Origin of the sequence: Bradyrhizobium sp. WD16, from assembly GCF_024181725.1 — a bacterium.
GTDB lineage: Bacteria > Pseudomonadota > Alphaproteobacteria > Rhizobiales > Xanthobacteraceae > Bradyrhizobium_A.
Map to the genome: position 1 here is coordinate 2,589,857 of NZ_CP028908.1, position 19,651 is coordinate 2,609,507.

14 protein-coding genes are annotated in these 19,651 nt (G+C 67.6%); 8 read left to right on the top strand and 6 right to left on the bottom strand.

Annotated features, from left to right (window positions below):
- Positions 1 to 60: 60 nt before the first annotated feature.
- On the top strand, positions 61 to 1,068 hold the full coding sequence (locus DB459_RS12010) for an efflux RND transporter periplasmic adaptor subunit (RefSeq protein WP_371926932.1): 1,008 nt from the start codon (positions 61 to 63) through the stop codon (positions 1,066 to 1,068).
- Complete coding sequence (locus DB459_RS12015) at positions 1,065 to 4,292, top strand: efflux RND transporter permease subunit (protein ID WP_253713086.1); 3,228 nt, start codon at positions 1,065 to 1,067, stop codon at positions 4,290 to 4,292. Before DB459_RS12010 ends, DB459_RS12015 begins: the two co-directional genes overlap by 4 nt.
- A 20-nt stretch (positions 4,293 to 4,312) precedes the next feature.
- Here DB459_RS12015 and adhP read toward each other — a convergent pair whose 3' ends face one another.
- Positions 4,313 to 5,347, bottom strand: a complete 1,035-nt coding sequence (gene adhP, locus DB459_RS12020; protein ID WP_253713087.1) for an alcohol dehydrogenase AdhP — start codon at positions 5,345 to 5,347, stop codon at positions 4,313 to 4,315.
- A gap of 236 nt (positions 5,348 to 5,583) precedes the next feature.
- Between adhP and DB459_RS12025 the strand changes: the two genes are divergently transcribed.
- Positions 5,584 to 6,111 carry a DUF1993 family protein gene (locus DB459_RS12025; RefSeq protein ID WP_253713088.1) on the top strand — a complete coding sequence of 176 codons (528 nt, stop codon included), beginning with the start codon at positions 5,584 to 5,586 and terminating at the stop codon, positions 6,109 to 6,111.
- 105 nt (positions 6,112 to 6,216) lie between these two features.
- Complete coding sequence (locus tag DB459_RS12030) at positions 6,217 to 7,083, top strand: universal stress protein (protein WP_253713089.1); 867 nt, start codon at positions 6,217 to 6,219, stop codon at positions 7,081 to 7,083.
- Positions 7,084 to 7,099: 16 nt separating this feature from the next.
- Here DB459_RS12030 and DB459_RS12035 read toward each other — a convergent pair whose 3' ends face one another.
- On the bottom strand, positions 7,100 to 8,353 hold the full coding sequence (locus tag DB459_RS12035) for an MgtC/SapB family protein (protein WP_253713090.1): 1,254 nt from the start codon (positions 8,351 to 8,353) through the stop codon (positions 7,100 to 7,102).
- A gap of 73 nt (positions 8,354 to 8,426) precedes the next feature.
- Positions 8,427 to 9,002 carry a cytochrome b gene (locus DB459_RS12040; RefSeq protein ID WP_253713091.1) on the bottom strand — a complete coding sequence of 192 codons (576 nt, stop codon included), beginning with the start codon at positions 9,000 to 9,002 and terminating at the stop codon, positions 8,427 to 8,429.
- A 187-nt stretch (positions 9,003 to 9,189) separates the two neighbouring features.
- Here DB459_RS12040 and DB459_RS12045 point away from each other — a divergent pair, with 187 nt between their 5' ends.
- From DB459_RS12045 to DB459_RS12055, 3 genes are all read left to right on the top strand, one after another.
- On the top strand, positions 9,190 to 9,849 hold the full coding sequence (locus DB459_RS12045) for an ABC transporter ATP-binding protein (protein ID WP_253713538.1): 660 nt from the start codon (positions 9,190 to 9,192) through the stop codon (positions 9,847 to 9,849).
- Positions 9,846 to 12,209 (top strand): ABC transporter permease, encoded by a 2,364-nt coding sequence (locus DB459_RS12050; protein WP_253713092.1) that lies wholly within the window; start codon positions 9,846 to 9,848, stop codon positions 12,207 to 12,209. The genes DB459_RS12045 and DB459_RS12050 overlap by 4 nt, the downstream gene beginning before the upstream one ends.
- Before the next feature lie 226 nt (positions 12,210 to 12,435).
- Positions 12,436 to 13,629 (top strand): efflux RND transporter periplasmic adaptor subunit, encoded by a 1,194-nt coding sequence (locus tag DB459_RS12055; protein ID WP_371926933.1) that lies wholly within the window; start codon positions 12,436 to 12,438, stop codon positions 13,627 to 13,629.
- Positions 13,630 to 13,638: 9 nt separating this feature from the next.
- Here DB459_RS12055 and DB459_RS12060 read toward each other — a convergent pair whose 3' ends face one another.
- Together DB459_RS12060 and DB459_RS12065 are read right to left on the bottom strand one after the other, a co-directional pair.
- Positions 13,639 to 14,697 (bottom strand): AI-2E family transporter, encoded by a 1,059-nt coding sequence (locus DB459_RS12060; protein WP_253713094.1) that lies wholly within the window; start codon positions 14,695 to 14,697, stop codon positions 13,639 to 13,641.
- A gap of 56 nt (positions 14,698 to 14,753) precedes the next feature.
- Positions 14,754 to 15,224, bottom strand: coding sequence for a Spy/CpxP family protein refolding chaperone (locus DB459_RS12065; protein ID WP_253713095.1), 471 nt, complete (start codon positions 15,222 to 15,224; stop codon positions 14,754 to 14,756).
- Between the two features lie 265 nt (positions 15,225 to 15,489).
- Here DB459_RS12065 and DB459_RS12070 point away from each other — a divergent pair, with 265 nt between their 5' ends.
- A complete protein-coding gene (locus tag DB459_RS12070; protein WP_253713096.1) occupies positions 15,490 to 18,042 on the top strand; it encodes a cation-translocating P-type ATPase in 2,553 nt (850 codons plus the stop codon).
- A gap of 388 nt (positions 18,043 to 18,430) precedes the next feature.
- Here the strand turns inward: DB459_RS12070 and DB459_RS12075 are convergent, their stop codons facing one another.
- On the bottom strand, positions 18,431 to 19,600 hold the full coding sequence (locus tag DB459_RS12075) for an acyl-CoA dehydrogenase family protein (protein ID WP_253713097.1): 1,170 nt from the start codon (positions 19,598 to 19,600) through the stop codon (positions 18,431 to 18,433).
- Positions 19,601 to 19,651 lie beyond the last annotated feature (51 nt).

Genomic DNA, 19,651 nt, shown 5'->3' on the forward strand with positions numbered 1-19,651 from the left:
GCGCCATCGCGCGCGGCTCATGCGTAACCGACCACGGTCCTGCCATCCGGGAACTTGCCAATGTTCATTCGCCCCCACGTCATCGTCGCCGTGACCACGATCGTCGCCGCGCTCGCAGCAGTGCAGCCGGTGGGCGCCGCGGATACGATGACCGTCCAGGCCGCGCCGCTGCGCGATGAAAAGGCGGTGTTCGCCACCATCGAAACCCGCCGCAGCGTTCCGGCGCGCACCCGCATCGGTGGCACCATCGCGGCGCTGGCGGTGAAGGAGGGTGATCACGTCGACCTCGGCCAGGTCATCGCCACCGTCGGTGACGACAAGCTGGCGCTGCAGATGAAGTCGCTGGATGCCCAGATCGCCGGGCTGGACGCGCAGCTGTCCCAGGCTCAGATCGATCTCACCCGCAACGAGGAACTGTTCGCCAAGAACATCGTGGCGCGCACCAGCCTCGATTCGGCCAAGACCGCCTTCAATGTCGCCAGCAATGCGCTGCGCTCCCGCACCGCCGAGCGCAGCGTCATCGCCCAGCAGCTCACCGAGGGCAATGTGCTGGCGCCTGCCGCCGGCCGGGTGCTGAAAGTGCCCTTCACCGTCGGCACCGTGGTGATGGCCGGCGATGTGGTCGGCCAGATCGCCGAGCAGAATTTCGTGCTGCGGCTGCGCATTCCCGAAAGCCAGGCGCGCGGCCTCAAGGCGGGGGAGCGGATTCGCATCGACGCCGCCGAGCTCGGCGGCGAGGGGCCGCGCTTCGGCACCGTCACCCTGGTCTATCCGCAGATCGAGGAGGGCCGCGTCGTCGCCGACGCCAAGGTAGACGGCCTCGGCGACTATTTCGTCAGCGAGCGCATCCGGGTGTGGATCGCCGCCGGCGAACGCACCGCCTTCGTGATTCCGGCGCGCGCCATCGAAACCCGCTTCGGCATCGATTACGTGCGGCTGCGCGCCAACGGCAACGACATCGAGGTGCCGGTCCAGCGCGGCCGTCCGGCACCCCGGCCGGACCTTCCCGACGGCATTGAAATCCTTTCCGGCCTCAAGGGCGGCGACGTTCTGGTGGTGCGGCAATGAATCTCGGTTTTTCCGGTCGCCTGACCAAGGCGACCATCCGCTCGCCGCTCACGCCGCTGTTCCTGCTGGCGGCGCTCGCCGCCGGACTGGTGGCGCTGATGACGATCCCGCGCGAGGAAGAGCCGCAGATCAGCGTGCCGATGGTCGACATCAGCGTGCGCGCCGACGGCCTGAAGGCGCCCGACGCGGTCGAACTGGTGACGAAGCCGCTCGAGGCCGTGGTCAAGGCCATCGACGGCGTCGAGCATGTCTACAGCCAGACCCAGGACGACCAGGTCATGGTCACGGCGCGCTTCCTGGTCGGCACCAAGGCCGACGACGCGATCCTGCGCGTGCATGAGAAGATTCGCGCCAACATCAACCGCATCCCCGTCGGGATTCCCGACCCGACGATCGTCGGCCGCGGCATCAACGACGTCGCCATCCTGGTGGTGACGCTGACGCCGCAGCCGCAGGCCGCGGCGCGCTATACCGACAAGGACCTCTATGAGCTCGCCGAGAAACTCCGCTCCGAGCTGATCAAGGAGGACGATGTCGGTCTCACTTATCTTTCCGGCGGCGATGCCCAGCAGATCCGGGTCGAGCCCGATCCGGAGAAGCTGTCGCTCTACGGCGTCACGCTGCAGCAGCTTCTCGCCAAGGTGCGCGACGCCAACCGCTCGTTCCAGTCCGGCCGGGTGCGCGACGCCGGTATCACCCGCGGCGTCGTCGCCGGCCAGACCCTGACCGGCGTGCCGGATATCGGCCTGTTGCTGGTGACGACCCGGGACAACCGTCCGGTCTATGTCCGCGATGTCGCCAAGGTGGTGCTCGGCCCGAGTCCGCTCGAGCACCGGGTGTGGAACCTGACACGCCAGGACGGCGCCGAGGGCGCGCCGACCCCGGCGGTGAGCGTCGCCGTCGCCAAGCGCGCCGGCGCCAATGCTGTCGTCGTCGCGCACGCCCTGCGCAGCCGCCTCGCGAAGATGCAGGGGCGCCTCATTCCCGCCGACGTCACCGCCACGGTCACCCGCGATTATGGCGAGACCGCCAACGACAAGGCCGATGAACTCCTGTTCCATCTCGGGCTCGCCACCGTCTCCATCGTCGTGCTGATCGCCCTCGCCATCGGCTGGCGCGAGGCGGTGGTGACGCTGGTGGTCATTCCGACCACCATCCTGCTGACCATGTTCGCCGCCCGGGTGATGGGCTACACGATCAACCGCGTCAGCCTGTTCGCGCTGATCTTCTCCATCGGCATCCTGGTCGACGATGCCATCGTCGTGGTCGAAAATATCGCCCGGCACTGGAGCAAACGCGACGGCCGCGACGGCAAACAGGCGGCCATCGAGGCGGTGGCCGAAGTCGGCAATCCGACCGTCGTGGCGACCTTGACGGTGGTTGCGGCGCTGCTGCCGATGCTCTTCGTATCGGGACTGATGGGTCCCTACATGGCGCCGATTCCGGCCAATGCGTCGGCGGCCATGGTGTTCTCCTTCTTCGTCGCCATGGTGATTGCGCCATGGCTGATGCTCAAGCTGCAGCCGCGCCAGCCGGCGACCGTGGTCGCCGGCGGCCACGATCATCACGGCGAGGGACGCCTCGGCGCGATCTATCGCAAGGTGGCGGCGCCGGTGATCGCCACCAGGCGTTCTGCATGGATCTTCCTGATCTGCGTCGGAGTGGCGACGCTGCTGGTGATGGTGCTGTTCTACACTCGCAGCGTCACCGTCAAATTGCTGCCCTTCGACAACAAGTCGGAGATCGCCGTCACTGTCGACCTGCCCGAGGGCGCCAGCCTGGAGGATACCGAGCGCGTGCTGTTCGCCGCCGCGAATGTGGCGCGTGCCATGCCGGAGGTGACCTCGGTCCAGGCCTATGCCGGCACCGCCGCACCGTTCAACTTCAACGGCCTGGTGCGGCACTCCTATGTGCGCGAACAGCCGGAAATGGGCGAATTGCAGGTCAACCTGACGCCGCGCGGCGAGCGCAAGCGCGCCAGCCATCGCATCGCCCTCGAATTGCGCGAGAAGCTGAAAGCCGTGGCGATGCCGCCGGGCACCTCGCTCAAGGTGGTCGAGGTGCCGCCGGGGCCGCCGGTGATGGCGACGCTGCTCGCCGAAATCTACGGCCCGGACTCCAAGACGCGCCGTGCGGTGATGAATGAGGTGAAGTCGATCTTCACCAAGGTGCCCTATATCGTCGACATCGATGACTCGGTCGGCCAGCCGCGGCCCCGGCTGCGCCTGTCGATCGACCAGGACAAGCTCGAATATTTCGGGGTCGAGCAGAGCGACGTCTACGACACCATCCAGATGCTGTTCGGCGGATTGACGGTCGGCTACTCCCATCGCGGCGAGGACCGCAATCCGATCGCCATCACGGTGCGGTTGCCCAAGAGCGGGCTCGCCTGGTCCGAGGCGCTGGCCTCGACCCCGGTGCCGGCCAACGCGCTGCCGGGGGCCAAGACGGTGGTCGAGCTCGGCCAGGTCGTGCGCGCCACCACCGAGACGGGCTCGCCGTTGATTTACCGTCGCGACGGCCGCTTCGCCGACATGGTGACGGCCGAACTCGCCGGCGCCTTCGAGGCCCCGGTCTACGGCATGCTCGATGTGGCGAAGCTGATCGATGCCCATGACTGGCGCGATCTGCCCAAGCCGGCGATCGGCTTCCATGGCCAGCCTGCCGACGAATCCAGGCCGACGCTGCTCTGGGACGGGGAGTGGGAGATCACTTACGTGACCTTCCGCGACATGGGCGCCGCTTTTGCGGTGGCGATCATCGGCATCTATATCCTGGTGGTGGCCCAGTTCGGCAGCTTCCTGCTGCCGCTGGTGATCCTGACGCCGATCCCCTTGACCCTGATCGGCATCCTGATCGGTCACTGGCTGTTCGGGGCGCCGTTCACCGCCACCTCGATGATCGGCTTCATCGCGCTTGCCGGCATCATCGTCCGCAACTCCATCCTGCTGGTCGACTTCATCCGGCATTCGGGCAGCGCGGGCAGTCTGCGCGCGCGGCTTCTGGAAGCCGGCGCGGTTCGCTTCAAGCCGATCCTCTTGACGGCGCTGGCCGCGATGATCGGCGCGGCGACCATTCTGGTCGATCCGATCTTCCAGGGGCTGGCGATTTCGCTGCTGTTCGGCCTCGCCTCATCGACGCTGCTCACTGTGCTGGTGATCCCGGCGATCTATGTGGCGCTGCGCGACGACGGTGTGCCGCTCGGCAAGCAGGGCCTCCCGTAAACCGCCGGCTGCGGCCGAGTTTACGCTGTGAAGTCGAGGGCGACGCGGCCCTCGATCTTGCCGGCCTTGAGCCTCGCGAAGATGTCGTTGATGTCCTTGAGCGGGGCTTTGGCGACGGTTGCGTGGACCTTGCCGTCGGCGGCGAAGGCGAGCGCCTCGTCGAGGTCGCGGCGCGTGCCGACGATCGAGCCGCGCACCGTGATGCGCTTGAGCACGACGTCGAAGATCGGCGTCTGGAAGCTGCCCGGCGGCAGGCCGACCAGGCTGACGGTGCCGCGACGGCGCACCACCTGCAGCGCCTGGGAAAAGGCCGGCGGCGAAACGGCGGTGACCAGGACGCCATGGGCGCCGCCGCCGGTCGCAGCCACAACCTGGGCCACGGCATCGTCGGCGCGGGCATCGACTGCGAGATCCGCGCCCGCCGATCTGGCCAGCGCCAGCTTGTCGGCAGCAACGTCGAGCGCGACGACATGCAGGCCCATGGCCTTGGCATATTGGACGGCGACATGGCCGAGGCCGCCGATCCCGGAGATCGCCACCCATTCGCCCGGCCGGGCTTCGGTCTCCTTCAAGCCCTTGTAGGTCGTGACGCCGGCGCAAAGAATCGGGGCGGCGAGGGCGAAGTCGAGGCTGGCCGGCAGGCGCGCGGTAAAGGCGGCCGAGGCGATGACATATTCGGCGAAGCCGCCGTTGCAGCTGTAGCCGGTGTTGTGCTGGTGCTCGCACAACGTTTCCCATCCGGTCTCGCAATATTCGCAGCGCAGACAGGCGTCGTGGAGCCAGGCGACGCCCACCCGGTCGCCCGGCTTGAAGCCGGTGACGCCGGGTCCGAGGTCGGCCACCACGCCGGCGACCTCGTGACCGGGAATGAACGGCAACGCCGGCTTGACCGGCCAATCGCCGTCGGCGGCGTGCAGGTCGGTGTGGCAGACGCCGCAGGCCATGACCTTGACCAGAATTTCACCCGGTCCGGGGACCGGACGCTCCACGTCTTCAATCGCCAGTGGTTTGCCGAACTGGTGTACTACCGCAGCCTTCATCATTGCTCGCGCCATGCCACTTCTCCCTGTATTCCGGGCGCATCCTACGATTGCAGGCCTGCGTGGGCTTGATGCGGATCAACGGGGCGTGCGACATTCGACATGTCGCTGGTTTGAATGCTGGTCGCGACCCTTTCAATTTGCCCGTGAATTGCTGCTTCCATGACAATGCGCTGCTCGTTTCGGGCAGCGAAGCTCGGAAGAGTGACGCGGCGGACGACCGGCAACGATTCGCTGATGGGGAATCCAAAATGACGATCGCGCCTATTGCGCGTACTCTCGAGATATTCTCGTCTCGGTTGCAGACGCTCTGTCGCCTCCTCACGCTGGCCGAGACCCAGTGGCGGGAAAAGGGCTGGCACGTCGAAATGCTGCGCGGCGTGCGGCTCGCCGACATGTATCCGCTCACCCATCAGGTCGTCTTCACCTGCAACCAGCCCAATGAATTCGTCAGCTGGTGCGTCGGCGGCGAAGCGCCGAAGGTCGATCCGGCGGCACTGGCCTTCACCGAAGCCAAGCCCTATGTGCAGGCGACGCTCGGCCGTCTCGAGGAAGCGGCCCCCGGGATGAACGATGGCCTGCTCGACCGCGACAAGCGCATCGATCTGACCAACGGCATGTTCGTGGTGCTGTCAGGCCGCGACTACGTGGACGATTGGCTGCTGCCGAACTTCTATTTTCATCTCGTGACAGCCTACAACCTGTTGAGGGGCGAGGGCGTCGTCATGGGCAAGGCCGACTATATGTCGCATCTGCAGGATCGTGTGCAGCGCGCCTGAACGGCGGTTTCTCGGCCGCCAAGGGATCCGGCCGCCTTGCGTTGTGTCAATCCGCTGGGGGCTGAGCGGCGACAGACTTTGTCGCGCAGCGATCCGGAGGGAACCATGGCCGCCAGCAGAAGCGCGACCGCGAGCAAGCCCCGTCTTGCCAGCCTGATGGTCTATGTGGAAGCGGACGGCGTGCCGGAACAGCGCGTCGGGATCGCCGCGGCAATCGCCCAGCGGTTCGGCGCGGTGCTGACCGGTTTCGCCGCCCGGGCGCTGCCGCCGCCGTTCGTCGCAGAGGGCGTGATCATTGAGGATGCCGGGCCGGCGGAGCGCGAAGCGCTGCGCCATCGCCTTGCAGCCAGGGAGAGCTGGTTCCGGGGCGCCGTCGGGCCTGCAGTCGGAGCGGTGAGCTGGCAATCGGCGCTGGCGCCGCCGACCGAAGCCCTGGTCGAGGCGGCGCGCGGCGCTGATCTGGTGCTGCTCGGGGTCCAGGATTCCCGCGCCGCACTGGGCGCCGATCCCTACACCCTGCTCGACGTCGGCGAGGTCTTGCTGCGGCTCGGCCGGCCGGCGCTGCTGGTGCCGCCGGACGTCGGGCCGTGGCACGGCGATCATGCGGTGGTCGCCTGGAAGGATGCGCGGGAAGCCCGGCGTGCGGTCGCCGACAGCCTGCCGCTGCTCGCCCAGTCACGCCGGGTCTCGGTCGTGGAGATCGCCGCGGCGGGAGAGGAGAGCCATGCGCGGCGCCGGGTCGAGGATGTCGCTCGCTATCTGGCCCGCCACACCATTGCCGCCGATCCCAAGGTGATCGTCCATCGCGGCCAGTCCGATGTGGAGCACCTGGTCGATTACGCGGTCAATGCGGGAGGCGACCTCATCGTCGCGGGGGCCTATGGTCACAGCCGGCTCGGAGAATGGATCTTCGGCGGCATGACGCGCCATCTCGTGGCCGCCAGCCCGCTGTGCTGCCTGCTGTCGCATTGATTGGAAGCGCCTGTCGTCACGGCATGAGCCGGGAGCCATAGGCGCCGGCCCAGGCCGCGAGGATCACCAGCACCAGCCCGGGAATGACCCGCAGCGCGAAGCTGCGCCCCCCGGCCGCAGCGGCGACGGCGATCTTGCTCAGCGTGTTGCTCGACAACGCGGCGAGGATCGGGGCAACGGCGTCCGCTGCGGTCATCTTCTGCGCGGCGGCAAGCGAAGCGACGGAGGCTGCGGTGGCATGGGTGTCGGCGAAACCGGCCAGCAATGCGCCGACGAGGATGCCGGCGGCGCCGAAGGTTTCGCGCAGGGCTGCCGAGGCGAGCAGCACCGCCGTGAGGACGGCGGCGAAGGCCAGGGCTGCCGTCAGACTGAATGCCGCCTCCGTGGACCGCTCCTCCGGGGCCGGGCTGCGGATCGCCCTCCAGGTGAAGGCCAATCCGTAGAGCGTCGCGGTGATGCCGGCGGCCATCAGCGCCGGCGCAAGGTCGCTCAGCACCGGACGGCTCACCGCCGCCAATACGGCCGCCATCTGGATGACCGTGGCGACGGTCGAAAGCACCGCGCCGGCGACCGCGGCGCCGTGCTGCTTGGGATCACGCGCGGCCCGCCCGGCCATGGCGCCGATGGTGGCGATGCTGGAGACGAAGCCCGAGGCGAAGCCGGCAAGGGGGAGGCCGAAACGTGCGCCAAGCAGGCGGGTGGCGATGTGGCCGAGAGCGCTGATGGCCATCACCAGCACGACGATCGTCCACACCCCATGCGGGTTGACGGCGCCATAGGGCCCGGTCGCCCGGTCGGGCAGCAGCGGCAGGACCACCAGCGCCGCGGCGGCGAAGATGATGAGGTCATTGAGTTCGCGCGCCGTCATGACGCGGCGGACGAAATGGTGCAGCGGCGCGCGGGCGGCCAGGAGGCCGGCGAGGATGACGCCGAGCCCGGCCGCGAGCGTCGGATTCTGCAGCGCGAGGCCGCCGAGCAGGACCGTGAGCACCAGCGCCATCTCGCTGGTCAATCCCGGGTCGTCGTCGCGGAAGCGCAGATAGGCGGCGGCGGCGAACACGACCACGCCGGCGGTGGTCACCGCCAGCAGCTGCACGCCGCCGGCGGCGACGCTGATGCCGCCCGCCAGTGCGGTGATGGCATAGGTTCGCAGCCCCGCCGCGGCGCGCTGCGGGCCTTCGCCCTTGCGGCGTTCGCGCTCGAGCCCGATCAGGAGGCCGATGCCGAGCGCTACCGCGAGCTTGACGATCACGCTGTCGGCGACGTCCATCACCTACTCGAATGGCGCTTCTTCACCGCGCCGCATCCGATGCGGCGACGGCATCATAGCTCTTTCGCGGCGGTCAGGAAGCGTTGCCTGCGCCAGGCAGCATCTTCACCAGCGTGCGATCCTTGAAGACGATGTGGTGAACCAGCGCCGCCGCGGCATGCAGCCCGGCCAGGGCCAGCAAGCTGTGGGCGAGCAGTTCGTGCACTTCCTTGACATTGTGGGCAAAGGTCCGGTCGGGCGCCCACGGCGAGGCGATCTCGGCGAGGCCGAACAGCGGCAGGCTGCCGCCCCGGGCGAACTGAACGACGATGCCGACGACCGGCACCGCGATCAGCAGCGCGTAGAGTCCGAGGTGGGCCAGTTTGGCGCCGAGCCCGACGATGCCGGCGAAGGACCAGTCGCCGAACAGGGTCGATTCCGCAGGCGGCGAGGGGTCGACGGCGCGCCAGGCGAGGCGGATCACCGTCAGCACCAGCACCAGCGAGCCGGCCGTCAGATGGACGAACAGCCCGGCGTCGCGAGGCGCGCCCTTCGGCAGGATGTCGCCGCCGATACCCAGGACCCAGGCGAGAACCACCAGCAGCACCGTCATCCAGTGCAATGACTGGACGATGACGCCGTATCTGTTCGCGGAATTGAAGATTTGCATGATCTGACCCAAACAAACAAACTGCTGGTGCTGCGTTGATCTAGCTCAATTCGGCCGGGCATCTGCGCGGCTTGAACACGATCGCAACCTCGCGATTCGTCATTTTGGTTCAGGTGAGGCTCAGGTGCAACCGCAACCCGCCACGACCAAGGTCTTCGAAGCCCGCGGCCTGAGCAAGAGCTACCTCATGGGTAAGCTGGAGGTCTGGGCGCTGCGTGATCTCGATCTCGACATCTTCGAGGGTGAGTTCGTGGTGCTGCTCGGTCCCTCGGGATCGGGGAAGTCGACCTTGCTCAACATCCTCGGTGGGCTCGATGCGCCGACCGGCGGCCTCGCGAGGTTTCGCGACCATGATCTCACCGGCGCCAGCGAGGCCGAACTCACCCGCTACCGGCGCGAGCATGTCGGATTCGTCTTCCAGTTCTACAACCTGATCCCGAGTCTCACGGTGCTGGAAAACGTCGCGCTGATCGGCGAGATCGCCGACAATCCGTTCGATCCGCGGGAAGCGCTGGCATTGGTCGACATGTCGGACCGGCTCGATCATTTTCCTTCCCAGATCTCCGGCGGGGAGCAGCAACGGGTGGCGGTGGCCCGTGCCATCGCCAAGCGGCCCGATGTCCTGCTCTGCGACGAACCTACCGGCGCCCTCGATTACGAGACCGGCAAACTGGTGCTCGGCGCGATCGCCCGTGCCAACCGTGAGCTTGGTACCACCGCCGTGGTGATTACCCACAACGCCGCCATTGCCGGCATGGCCGACCGTGTGCTGCGGCTGCGGAGCGGCCGCATCACCGATGTCGAGCGCAACGCGCGGCGGCTTGCTCCCGAGGAGCTGAGCTGGTGAGTCTGCTACACCGCAAGCTGCTTCGCGACCTCGTGGCCATGCGGGGCCAGGTCTTCACCATTGCCCTGCTCGTCGCGGCCGGGCTCGCGGTCTTCGTGTCGTCGCTGTCGACCTATGACAGCCTGCTGGCCGCACGGTCGGATTATTACCAGCGCGGTCGCTTTCCCCAGGTGTTTGCCACGGTCAAGCGCGCCCCGCTCACTCTGGCGCCGCGTATTGCCGAAATCACTGGGGTCGCAACCGTTCTGCCCCGAATCGTCCACGACGTCATCGTCGATCTTCCCGAGGCCGATGTGCCTGTGTCGGCGCGGATGGTGTCGCTCACCAATGGCGGTGACGAACTGCTCAGTCGGCTGCACCTGCGGTCCGGCGTCGCGCCGCAGACCGGCGAAACCCGCCTCGTGGCGGTCAATGAGGCCTTCGCCGAGGCCACCGGCATCGGTGCCGGGCGCGAGCTGCGCATCCTCCTCAACGGCCGGGTTCAGAGCTTCGGTGTCAGCGGCGTCGCGCTTTCGCCGGAATTCGTCTACGCCGTCAAGACCGGACTCCTGATTCCGGATGATCGCCATTTCGCCGTGGTGTGGGTCGATCGCCGGGCGGCGGAGGCCGCCTTCGCCATGGAGGGAGCGTTCAACGACGTCGTGCTGTCGCTGGCGCCCGGGGCCGACGAGAACGAGGTGATCGCGGCGCTCGACCGCCTGCTCGCGCCCTATGGCGGCACCGGCGCGGTGGCGCGACGGGACCAGTCCTCGCACCGCTTCCTCGAGGACGAACTGCGCCAGCAGAAAGTGATGGCACTGACCATTCCCCTGGTGTTTTTCGGCGTCGCCGCCTTCCTTCTCAATGTGGTGCTCGGCCGGCTGGTCGCGGTCCAGCGCGAACAGATCGCTGCGCTCAAGGCCCTCGGATTTCCGACCGCGCCGATCGCCATCCATTATCTGCTGTTCGCCGGCCTCCTGGTCGCCTTCGGTTCCGTGCTCGGCCTGTTCGCCGGCGATGGCTTCGGCCGTGCCATGGTTTACAGCTATCAGGGCTTCTTTCGCTTCCCGAGCCTCGCCTTCACCATGGATTGGCGCGCCGCGGCGCTTGGTGTTCTTCTGAGCATGGCGGCCGCGGCAAGCGGAACCATGGCTGCGGTCCGTAGCGTGGTCACGCTGGCGCCCGCCGTCGCCATGCGCACCGCGGTGCCGCTGCGTTTTCGCCGCAGCTTCCTGGAGGCGTGGCTGCCGACGGCGCAGATCGCGCCATCGCGCCTGATGGTGCTGCGCAATCTGTTCGGCAGACCGCTGCGCGCAGCGGCGACGACGTCGGGGGTCGCCCTTGCGGTGCCGATGGTGGTGCTCGGGCTGTTCTGGCGCGACGCCATCGATCACATGACCATGGTGCAGTTCGGTCTTGTCGAGCGCGGCAACGCGACGCTCAGTTTTACCCAGGCGGTCGACGATCGGGTGATCGGCAATCTCGCCCGCGAACCCGGCGTTCTCGCCGTTGAAGGGCAGCGGGATGTCCCGGTTCGGCTGCGGGCCGGACCACGCTCCTATCTCACGGCGGTGATCGGGCTCGCGCCCGATGCCGAACTGCGGCGCCCGCGGAACGTTGCCTTGCAGCCGATCAATGTGATGCCCGAGGGGCTGACGTTGGCGAGGCCGCTCGCCGAACGCCTTGCCGTTCGCGTCGGCGATCTCGTCACCGTCGAGACGCTCGAGGGGCGCCGCCGCTGGCGCGACGTCGAGGTCGCGGCGCTGACCGAGGAGATGCTCGGCATGAATGCCTACATGGACCTCGCGGCGCTCGACTACCTCACCGCCGAGGACCGCACGGTCTCGGCGGCCTCGCTGCTGATCGAGGGGGGAGCGGTCGCCGAATTCGGCCGACGACTCAAGACGCTGCCGGTCGTCGCTGCGGTCGCGATGAAAGCCGGCACCATCGCGTCCTTTCTCGACAAGATCGCGGGGATCGTGCTGGTCAGCGCTGCGGTGCTCACGGGTTTCGCTGTGATCATCGCTTTCGGCGTCGTCTATAACGGTGTGCGGATCGGGCTGCAGGAACGGGCCTGGCAGCTGGCCAGCCTGCGCGTCCTGGGCTTCACCCGCGGCGAGGTGTCGAGCTTGCTGTTTTCGGAAACCGTCGTGGAAGTCGTCATCGGCTTGCCGCTGGGGCTTTGGCTGTCGGGCGTGATCGTCAGGCTGATCGCGCGGCTGCATTCCGGCGAGACCTTTCAGATTCCTCCGGTCATCAGTCCGCAGACCCTCGCCGTGGCGGCGATGGTGGTTGCCGCGGCGGCAGGCGTCAGCGTGTTACTCGTACGAAGGCGGATCGACCAGCTGGATCTGGTCGCCGTCCTCAAGAGCAGGGACTAGTGTGGCGTCTCGCAATTGCCTACCGCCTTTGCGGCCAGTCTGTCCTAGGCAATTGCGAGACATAAGCCACACTAGCACTTTGATTTTGCTAGTGTCCTGATGTCTCCGAATTACCGTGCGAGAGTGAGGCAAATGAAGCGGTAATTCGGAGACAGGACACTAGTTTGGTAAAGCAGCCTGCTGCAAAGGAATACGAACGTTGGAAACGGGACACTTGGCGATGCGCATGTCGTGGACCGGCGTCGTCGGAGTGGGCATCGCCATCGCCGCCGTCGCGGCCGTGATCTGGGCCCTGCGCCCCCAGCCGGTTAAGGTGGAGACCGCGCGGGCGACCAGGGGACGCTTCATCGCCACGGTCAACGAGGACGGCAAGACGCGGGTGCGCGAGCGCTACGTGGTGGCGGCGCCGCTGGCGGGGGGCATGGCTCGGATCGGCCTCAAGGTCGGAGACCGGCTTCGGGATGGCGACAGGGTGACGACGATCACCCCTTCGCCGGTTCCGCTGCTCGATGCGAGGAGCCGTCGCGAAGCCGATGAGCGCCTCGGCGCCGCCGAGGCGACGCGGGAGCGCACCCAGGCGGCGGTGCAGAGGGCCGACGCCCAACTCGCCCAGGCGCGGACCGATCTCGATCGGACACGGGATCTCGCTGCGCGGGGCGTGGCGACGACGCAGGCGCTCGAGCGTGCCGAACTCGCTCTGAGGGTTGCTGATCGCGACGCACGTGCCGCCCAGTTTCAGGATCACGCCGCCGAGCACGAGGTCAGCCAGGCGCGGGCGCTGCTCGGCCGCTACGACCGGGGCGGCGATGCTGCGGCGGGACGATGGGACGTCACCGCTCCGGTCGCCGGGGCGGTCCTCAAGGTCTTCCAGGAAAGCGAGACCATCGTCTCCCCCGGCACGCCGCTTCTGGAGATCGGCGATCCCTCCGACCTCGAGATCGTGATCGACGTCCTCAGCAGCGAGGCGGTCGAGATCAGTCCCGGTGCGCAGGTGACGATCGAGGCCTGGGGTGGGCCGCAGCCGCTCGCGGGGCGCGTTCGCCGCATCGAACCGGCCGGTTTCACCAAGATCTCGACCCTCGGCGTCGAGGAGCAGCGTGTCAATGTCATCATCGACGTGACGTCGTCCGCGGAGGCGCGCGGCGGGCTCGGTGACGGCTATCGGGTCGAGGCGCGGATCACGGTGTTCGAAAAGGACGATGCGCTGATCGTGCCGGTGGGTGCGCTGTTCCGAACAGGGCCGCAGTGGCAGGTCTATCTGGTTCAGGGCGGCCGTGTCGAATTGCGCAATGTCGAACTCGTCCGCCGTTCCGGCCGGTTCGCGGCGATCGCGGCGGGCCTCGACGAGGGTGACGAGGTGGTGGTCTATCCCGGCGATCGGGTGCGGCCTGGCAGCGCGGTGGCGCGCCTGCGGGATTGACCGCGAGGATCAGCCGGCCGGGGATCGGCCGGCGACGGCTGCTCGCCGCCCTTGAATGTCGAGCAGGGTCAGTGACAGCGCGACGATCAGCGGGCCGAGCACCGCGCCGGTGGCGCCGAGCAGGATCACACCGCCGACGACGGCGGTGAAGGACAGCACGGTGTGCATCATCAGTCGGTTGCCGACCAGCACCGGATAGACGATGTTGTCCACCAGTCCGACCACCAGCATGCCCCAGGCGGTCAGCACGGCCGCGCTCCAGTAGTTTCCGCTCAGCGCCATGAAGGCAGCGGTGGGAACCCAGACCACGAAGGCGCCGAGGAATGGCACAACCGCCAGCAGTCCCATGAGGACGCCCCAGAACACCGGTGCCGGCAGGCCGAGCCACCAGAACATCAGGCCGCCGAGGCCGCCTTGCAGCGTCGCCATCGCGACGGTGCCGAAGGCGGTGGCGAAGATCGTATCGACGGTGCGGCCGCGCAGCTGGTCGAGTTCCGCCGTGGACAGCGGCAGGATCGCCGCCGCCGAGGCGATCATCCGTTCGCCGTCCCGCAGGAAATAGAACAGGAAGTAGAACGTCAGCAGCAGATTGAGCACGCCCGAAAACGATGCGCGTACGATCGAGCCGCTCCAGGCCGTCAGTGTCGAGCTCAGCCCCCGCACGAGATCGGGCAGATCGACGCGCTCCTGCAGCCACTGCAGGGCGGGCGCGAGGCGCGAATGGCTGTTCAGGGCACGACGCCATGCATCGGCGTCGATCATCGGCCCGATCACGCCGGCGCCGCGCACCGCCTCGTTGAGCAGCGTACCGGTCACGGCGATCGCCGGCACGACGACGATGCCGGCGATGATCAGCACGGTCGCAGCGGCGGAGGCGGTCGGCCACCTCAAGCGCCGGCGCAGCATCCGCTCGAAACCGGTGAACAGGACGGCCAGCGTTCCCGCCCAGACAAGCGCAGGCAGGAAGGGGGTGGCGAGCAGATAACACAGAATGGCGCCGGCGGCGATCGCGGCGGCAAAGACCAGATCCTGCAAGCGCCAGCTTGCGGCGGTGAATGCTGTCGTCAATCAAACATCCCCGCTTCGGCCTCGGTGCTCACGTGATCCACATTCGGCCGCTGCGATCACCAGCGCCAGCCGCGACGTGCCGGGCCGAGACCATCGAGGCGGGCGCGCTGTGTCGGCGCCAGCGCGTCGTAGAATGCTTCGTAACTCGGCCGGATGACGCGCAGCGCTTCGGTCAGTGCGACAACTCGCCGCTCCATCACGGCAAGCTGATCCGTGGTGGTGGCGATGTCGCCGTTGCGGCAGGCATCGGCGATGATGTGGCGTGCCTCGGCCGAGCGCCCGGCGAGATCGCGCAGCAGTGCCGCCTGGGCATCGGTCGGTTTGATCTGGCGCGTCAGCCAATCGATTCGCCAATCGTAGAGCCCGATCGCCAGCGGCGAGCAGAGCCGGTCGGTGCCGGTCGGGCCGGCGCTGCCGATCCCCCTGAGCGAACCGGGGATGAGGACGGTCTGTGCCAGGGACGGGGTCGCCGCCATCAGGACGGCGGCGGTCAGGGCGACGCCGAATGCGCGAAGCAGTGTTGACATTGCAGGAACCTCCCGTCGGCGCAAAGACCCTGTCGCCGAAATTCGTCGAGCCGGTCGTCCACCCTCTCGACCCGAATTTCGGCGACGAACGAGCACTGCTGTCACGGCCGAGAGCAGCCACCATTGACGCATGTCAAGTTGCGGCATCTTCCGAAGTTTGGTGAGTGCTCGCCGGCTTTGCCGTTCGCGATTAGACTGGCGACGCCCGTCGCGGGGCCAAGCGGACGCCCCGCGACAGGACGGGAAATTTCTGCGGGAATGCTTCATGACTGCCGTGGCCCATCGCGACCATCCCGGACTGAGCGTGGCCGAGGCCGCGGCGCGGCTCGCCGCCGAGGGCGCCAATGAATTGCCGAGTCCCGATCGCCGCACCCCGCTGCGGATCGCGATCGAGGTGCTCCGGGAGCCGATGCTCGCATTGCTGCTCTGCGGCGGTGTCATCTACATGGCGCTGGGCGATATCCAGGAGGCGATCATCCTGCTCGTCTTCGCCATGCTGTCGATCGGCATCACCATCGTGCAGGAGACCCGCACCGAACGCGTGCTCGAGGCGCTGCGGGACCTGTCGAGCCCGCGCGCCCTGGTGATCCGCGACGGGCAGCGGCGGCGGATCGCCGGCCGGGAGGTGGTGCGCGGCGACGCCGTCGTTCTCGCCGAGGGAGATCGCGTCCCCGCCGATGCCATTCTCCGACGCGGTTCCGACCTGCAATGCGATGAATCCCTCCTGACCGGGGAATCGGTTCCGGTCCGCAAGCTCGCGGCCGTCGGCCCAGAGGCGAGCGCCGGCCGTCCCGGCGGCGACGACCTGCCCGGCGTCTTCGCGGGCTCGCTGGTGGTGCGCGGCAGCGGGGTCGCGGAGGTGACGGCGACCGGCCCGCGCAGCGAGATCGGCAAGATCGGCCAGTCGCTGCGCAGCATCGATACCGAACCGCCGCGGCTGCGGAAGCAGACGCGGGACGTGGTGCGGATCGCCGCGATCGGCGGCGCGCTGGTGAGCGTGATCGCCATGGTCCTCTACGGCTTGCTCCGCGGCGGCTGGCTTCAGGCGCTGCTCAACGGCATCACCATCGGCATGTCGATGCTGCCGGAGGAGATTCCGGTGGTGCTGACGGTTTTCATGGCGATGGGCGCCTGGCGTATCTCGCGCGCCCGGGTGCTGACGCGACGGGCGTCGGCCATCGAGTCGCTCGGTTCGGCGACCGTGCTGTGCACCGACAAGACCGGAACCTTGACCGAGAACCGCATGACCATCGCCGAGCTGCGCGTCGGCGGCCGCAGGCTGCGCGCCGGAGACGAGGACGGCTGGGACGGCGATTTCGCCGAACTCCTCACCCACGGGCGGTTGGCAAGCGCGCCGCGTCCGTTCGATCCCATGGACGTGGCTTTCCATGCCTTTGTCCCCGCGGCTGAAGAGGCTGGCAGCGAGCCGCTCGGCGTCCTGGTTCGCGCCTATGGCCTGCGGCCCGACCTTCTCGCCGTCACCAATGTCTGGGGAGCGGATGAGGGCGCGCCGGAGGATGCCGACGAACTGACCGTCGCCGCCAAGGGGGCGCCGGAGGCGATCTTCACCCTGTGCGGATTGGCCGCCGCCGAGGTCGCAGGTCTGCGCGCTCAGGTCGACGAGATGGCCGCCGCGGGATTGCGCGTGCTGGGTGTTGCCAAGGCGGCGGCGGGCGGCGCGCCGCTGCCCGATTCCCAGCGGGACTTCTCGTTCTTCTTTCTTGGTCTCGTCGGGCTTGCCGACCCGCTGCGCGCCGGCGTCACCGCGGCGGTTCGGGAATGTCGTTCGGCGGGCATCCGGGTGGTGATGATCACCGGCGACTATCCGGCCACTGCCGAGGCGATCGCACAGCAGGCAGGCGTTCAGGTCGGTGCGACGATGACGGGAGACGAACTGGCGAATCTCGACGATGCCGGCCTTCGTGCCGCGGTGCGCGAGATCTCGGTCTTCGCCCGCATCATGCCCGAGCAGAAGCTGCGGATCGTCAACGCGCTGAAGGCGAACGGCGAGATCGTCGCCATGACCGGCGACGGCGTCAACGATGCGCCATCGCTCAAGGCCGCACATATCGGCATCGCCATGGGCGGCCGCGGCACCGATGTCGCGCGCGAGGCCTCAGCGATCGTGCTGCTCGACGACGATTTCACCTCGATCGTGGCCGCGGTGCGGCTCGGCCGTCGAATCTACGACAATATCCGCAAGGCGATGGGCTTCATCATCGCCGTGCATGTGCCGATCGCCGGTCTCGCCCTGCTGCCGCTGGTGCTCGGGCTGCCGATCATCTTCTCGCCCATTCACATCGCCTTTCTCGAAATGGTCATCGATCCGGTCTGCTCGATCGCCTTCGAGGCCGAACGCGAGGAGCGCGACCTGATGATGCGGTTGCCGCGTTCGCCGGAGGCCTCGGTCCTCAACCGGGCGCTGCTCGCCTGGAGCCTGCTGCAGGGCGTGCTGGCTTTCGCCCTGGTGGGTGGCATCTTCGTTCTCGCGACCTGGCGCGGCATGGCAGAGCCCGACGTCCGCGCGCTGGCCTTCAGTGCTCTCGTTCTCGTCATTTTCGGCCTGATTCTCGTCAACCGCACCTACAGCGCCTCGCTGCGCTCCGCCGTCACGCGGCGCAACGGCGTGCTTGGCCTGATCAGCGCCATCGTGTTCGGCGTGCTCGCGGCAAGCCTCGCGGTGCCGGCGGCGCGCACGCTGTTCAAGTTCGGGCCGTTGCATCCGTCCGATCTGGCGATCGTGCTGGCGACTGGCGCCGTCTTCGTCCTGGTGCTGGAATTGCTCAAGCCGATCTGGCGATCGTTGTCGGCGACGTGATCGGCCGGCCAGGCGCGGCATGGAACGGTGCGTGGCCACTGCGACGAAACGTCACATGCGCTCGGCAGGGCGGCAAGCCCGGCGGGCCGGGACTGATCGCCTGTCGCTCAACGGCAATCAGCCCCGGCCTTTGTCGTCGGCCGCGCCAAAGCCACCCGGAATAGCGCTTTTGCTCGACATCAACGGTCGAGGGCCGATGAGCAAGGGCATGCTTAATCGCGCGGTCCTAACAAAGGATTTCAATTTGAAGGCGAGTTAAATCGAGCGCGCCTCTTGCAATGGAACCCGATGGAACCGGAAGAATGCCGGTTCGAGGTTGCGGCTCGTCGGAATGGCGACAAGGCGTGCCGTGCGAGGCCGACCGCGGCGGCGGCGTGCGATCGCCGCGTCAGATCGTCCGCGCAATCAGCAGCTTCATGATCTCGTTGGTGCCGCCGTAGATCCGCGACACCCGCGCATCCTTGTACATGCGCGCGATCTCGTACTCGTCCATATAGCCATAGCCGCCGTGGAGCTGCAGGCAGCGGTCGACGATGTCACCCTGCAGGTCGGTGAGCCAGTATTTCGCCATCGAGGCCGTGGCGGCGTCGAGCTTGCCTTCGAGGTGCTGGCCGATGCAGTGATCGACGAAGACGCGGGCGACCGTCGCCTTGGTCTTGCATTCGGCGAGCGTGAACTGGACCGTCTGGTTGTCGAAGACGGCACGGCCGAAGGCCTTGCGCTGCTTGACGTAGTCGATGGTCACCTCGAGCGCCCGTTCGATCATGGCGATGGCCTGGACCGCGATGATCAGGCGCTCCTGCGGCAGTTTCTCCATGAGCTGATAGAAGCCGCGCCCTTCCTCGGCGCCGATCAGGTTGGAGGTCGGCACCCGGACGTCGTTGAAGAACAGCTCCGAGGTGTCCGCGGCCTCGAGCCCGACCTTGTCGAGGTTGCGGCCGCGCTCGAAGCCGTCGGCCTCTTCGGTCTCGACCACGATCAGCGACGTGCCCTTGGCGCCCTGCCTGGGGTCGGTCTTGGTCACGACCACGACGAAATTGGCGGTCTGGCCGTTGGTGATGAAGGTCTTGGAGCCGTTGATGGTGTATTGGTTGCCCGACCGCGTGGCCGTGGTCCGCACGCCCTGCAGGTCCGAGCCGGCGCCCGGCTCTGTCATGGCGATGGCGGCGACATATTCGCCGCTGGAAAGCTTGGGCAGCCACTTCTTCTTCTGCTCTTCGGAGCAGTAGCTCTCGATATAGGGCATGACGATGCCGTTGTGCAGCGAAACGCCCCAGGCATCGAGCCCGCGCTTGGTGGTCTCCTCGATCAGCACCGCTTCATGGCGGAAGTCGCCGCCGACACCGCCGTAATCAGCCGACGTCGATAGCCCGAGCAGCCCGGCTTCGCCCGCCTTGCGCCACAACTCGCGCTCGACGATGCCGTCGCGCCGCCACTGGTCGAGCTTGGCGCGCGGCGCATGCCTGTCGAGAAACTGTCGCACCGACTGGGCGAACATGCCGAATTCCTCGTCGGCAAGATACGAGGGGGCAGGGACGTTCAGAGCGGGGCTTCGCATGCGCTTCTCTCCGGGCTGATCGAATTCCGTGACGCGGTTTTTTCGCGCTTC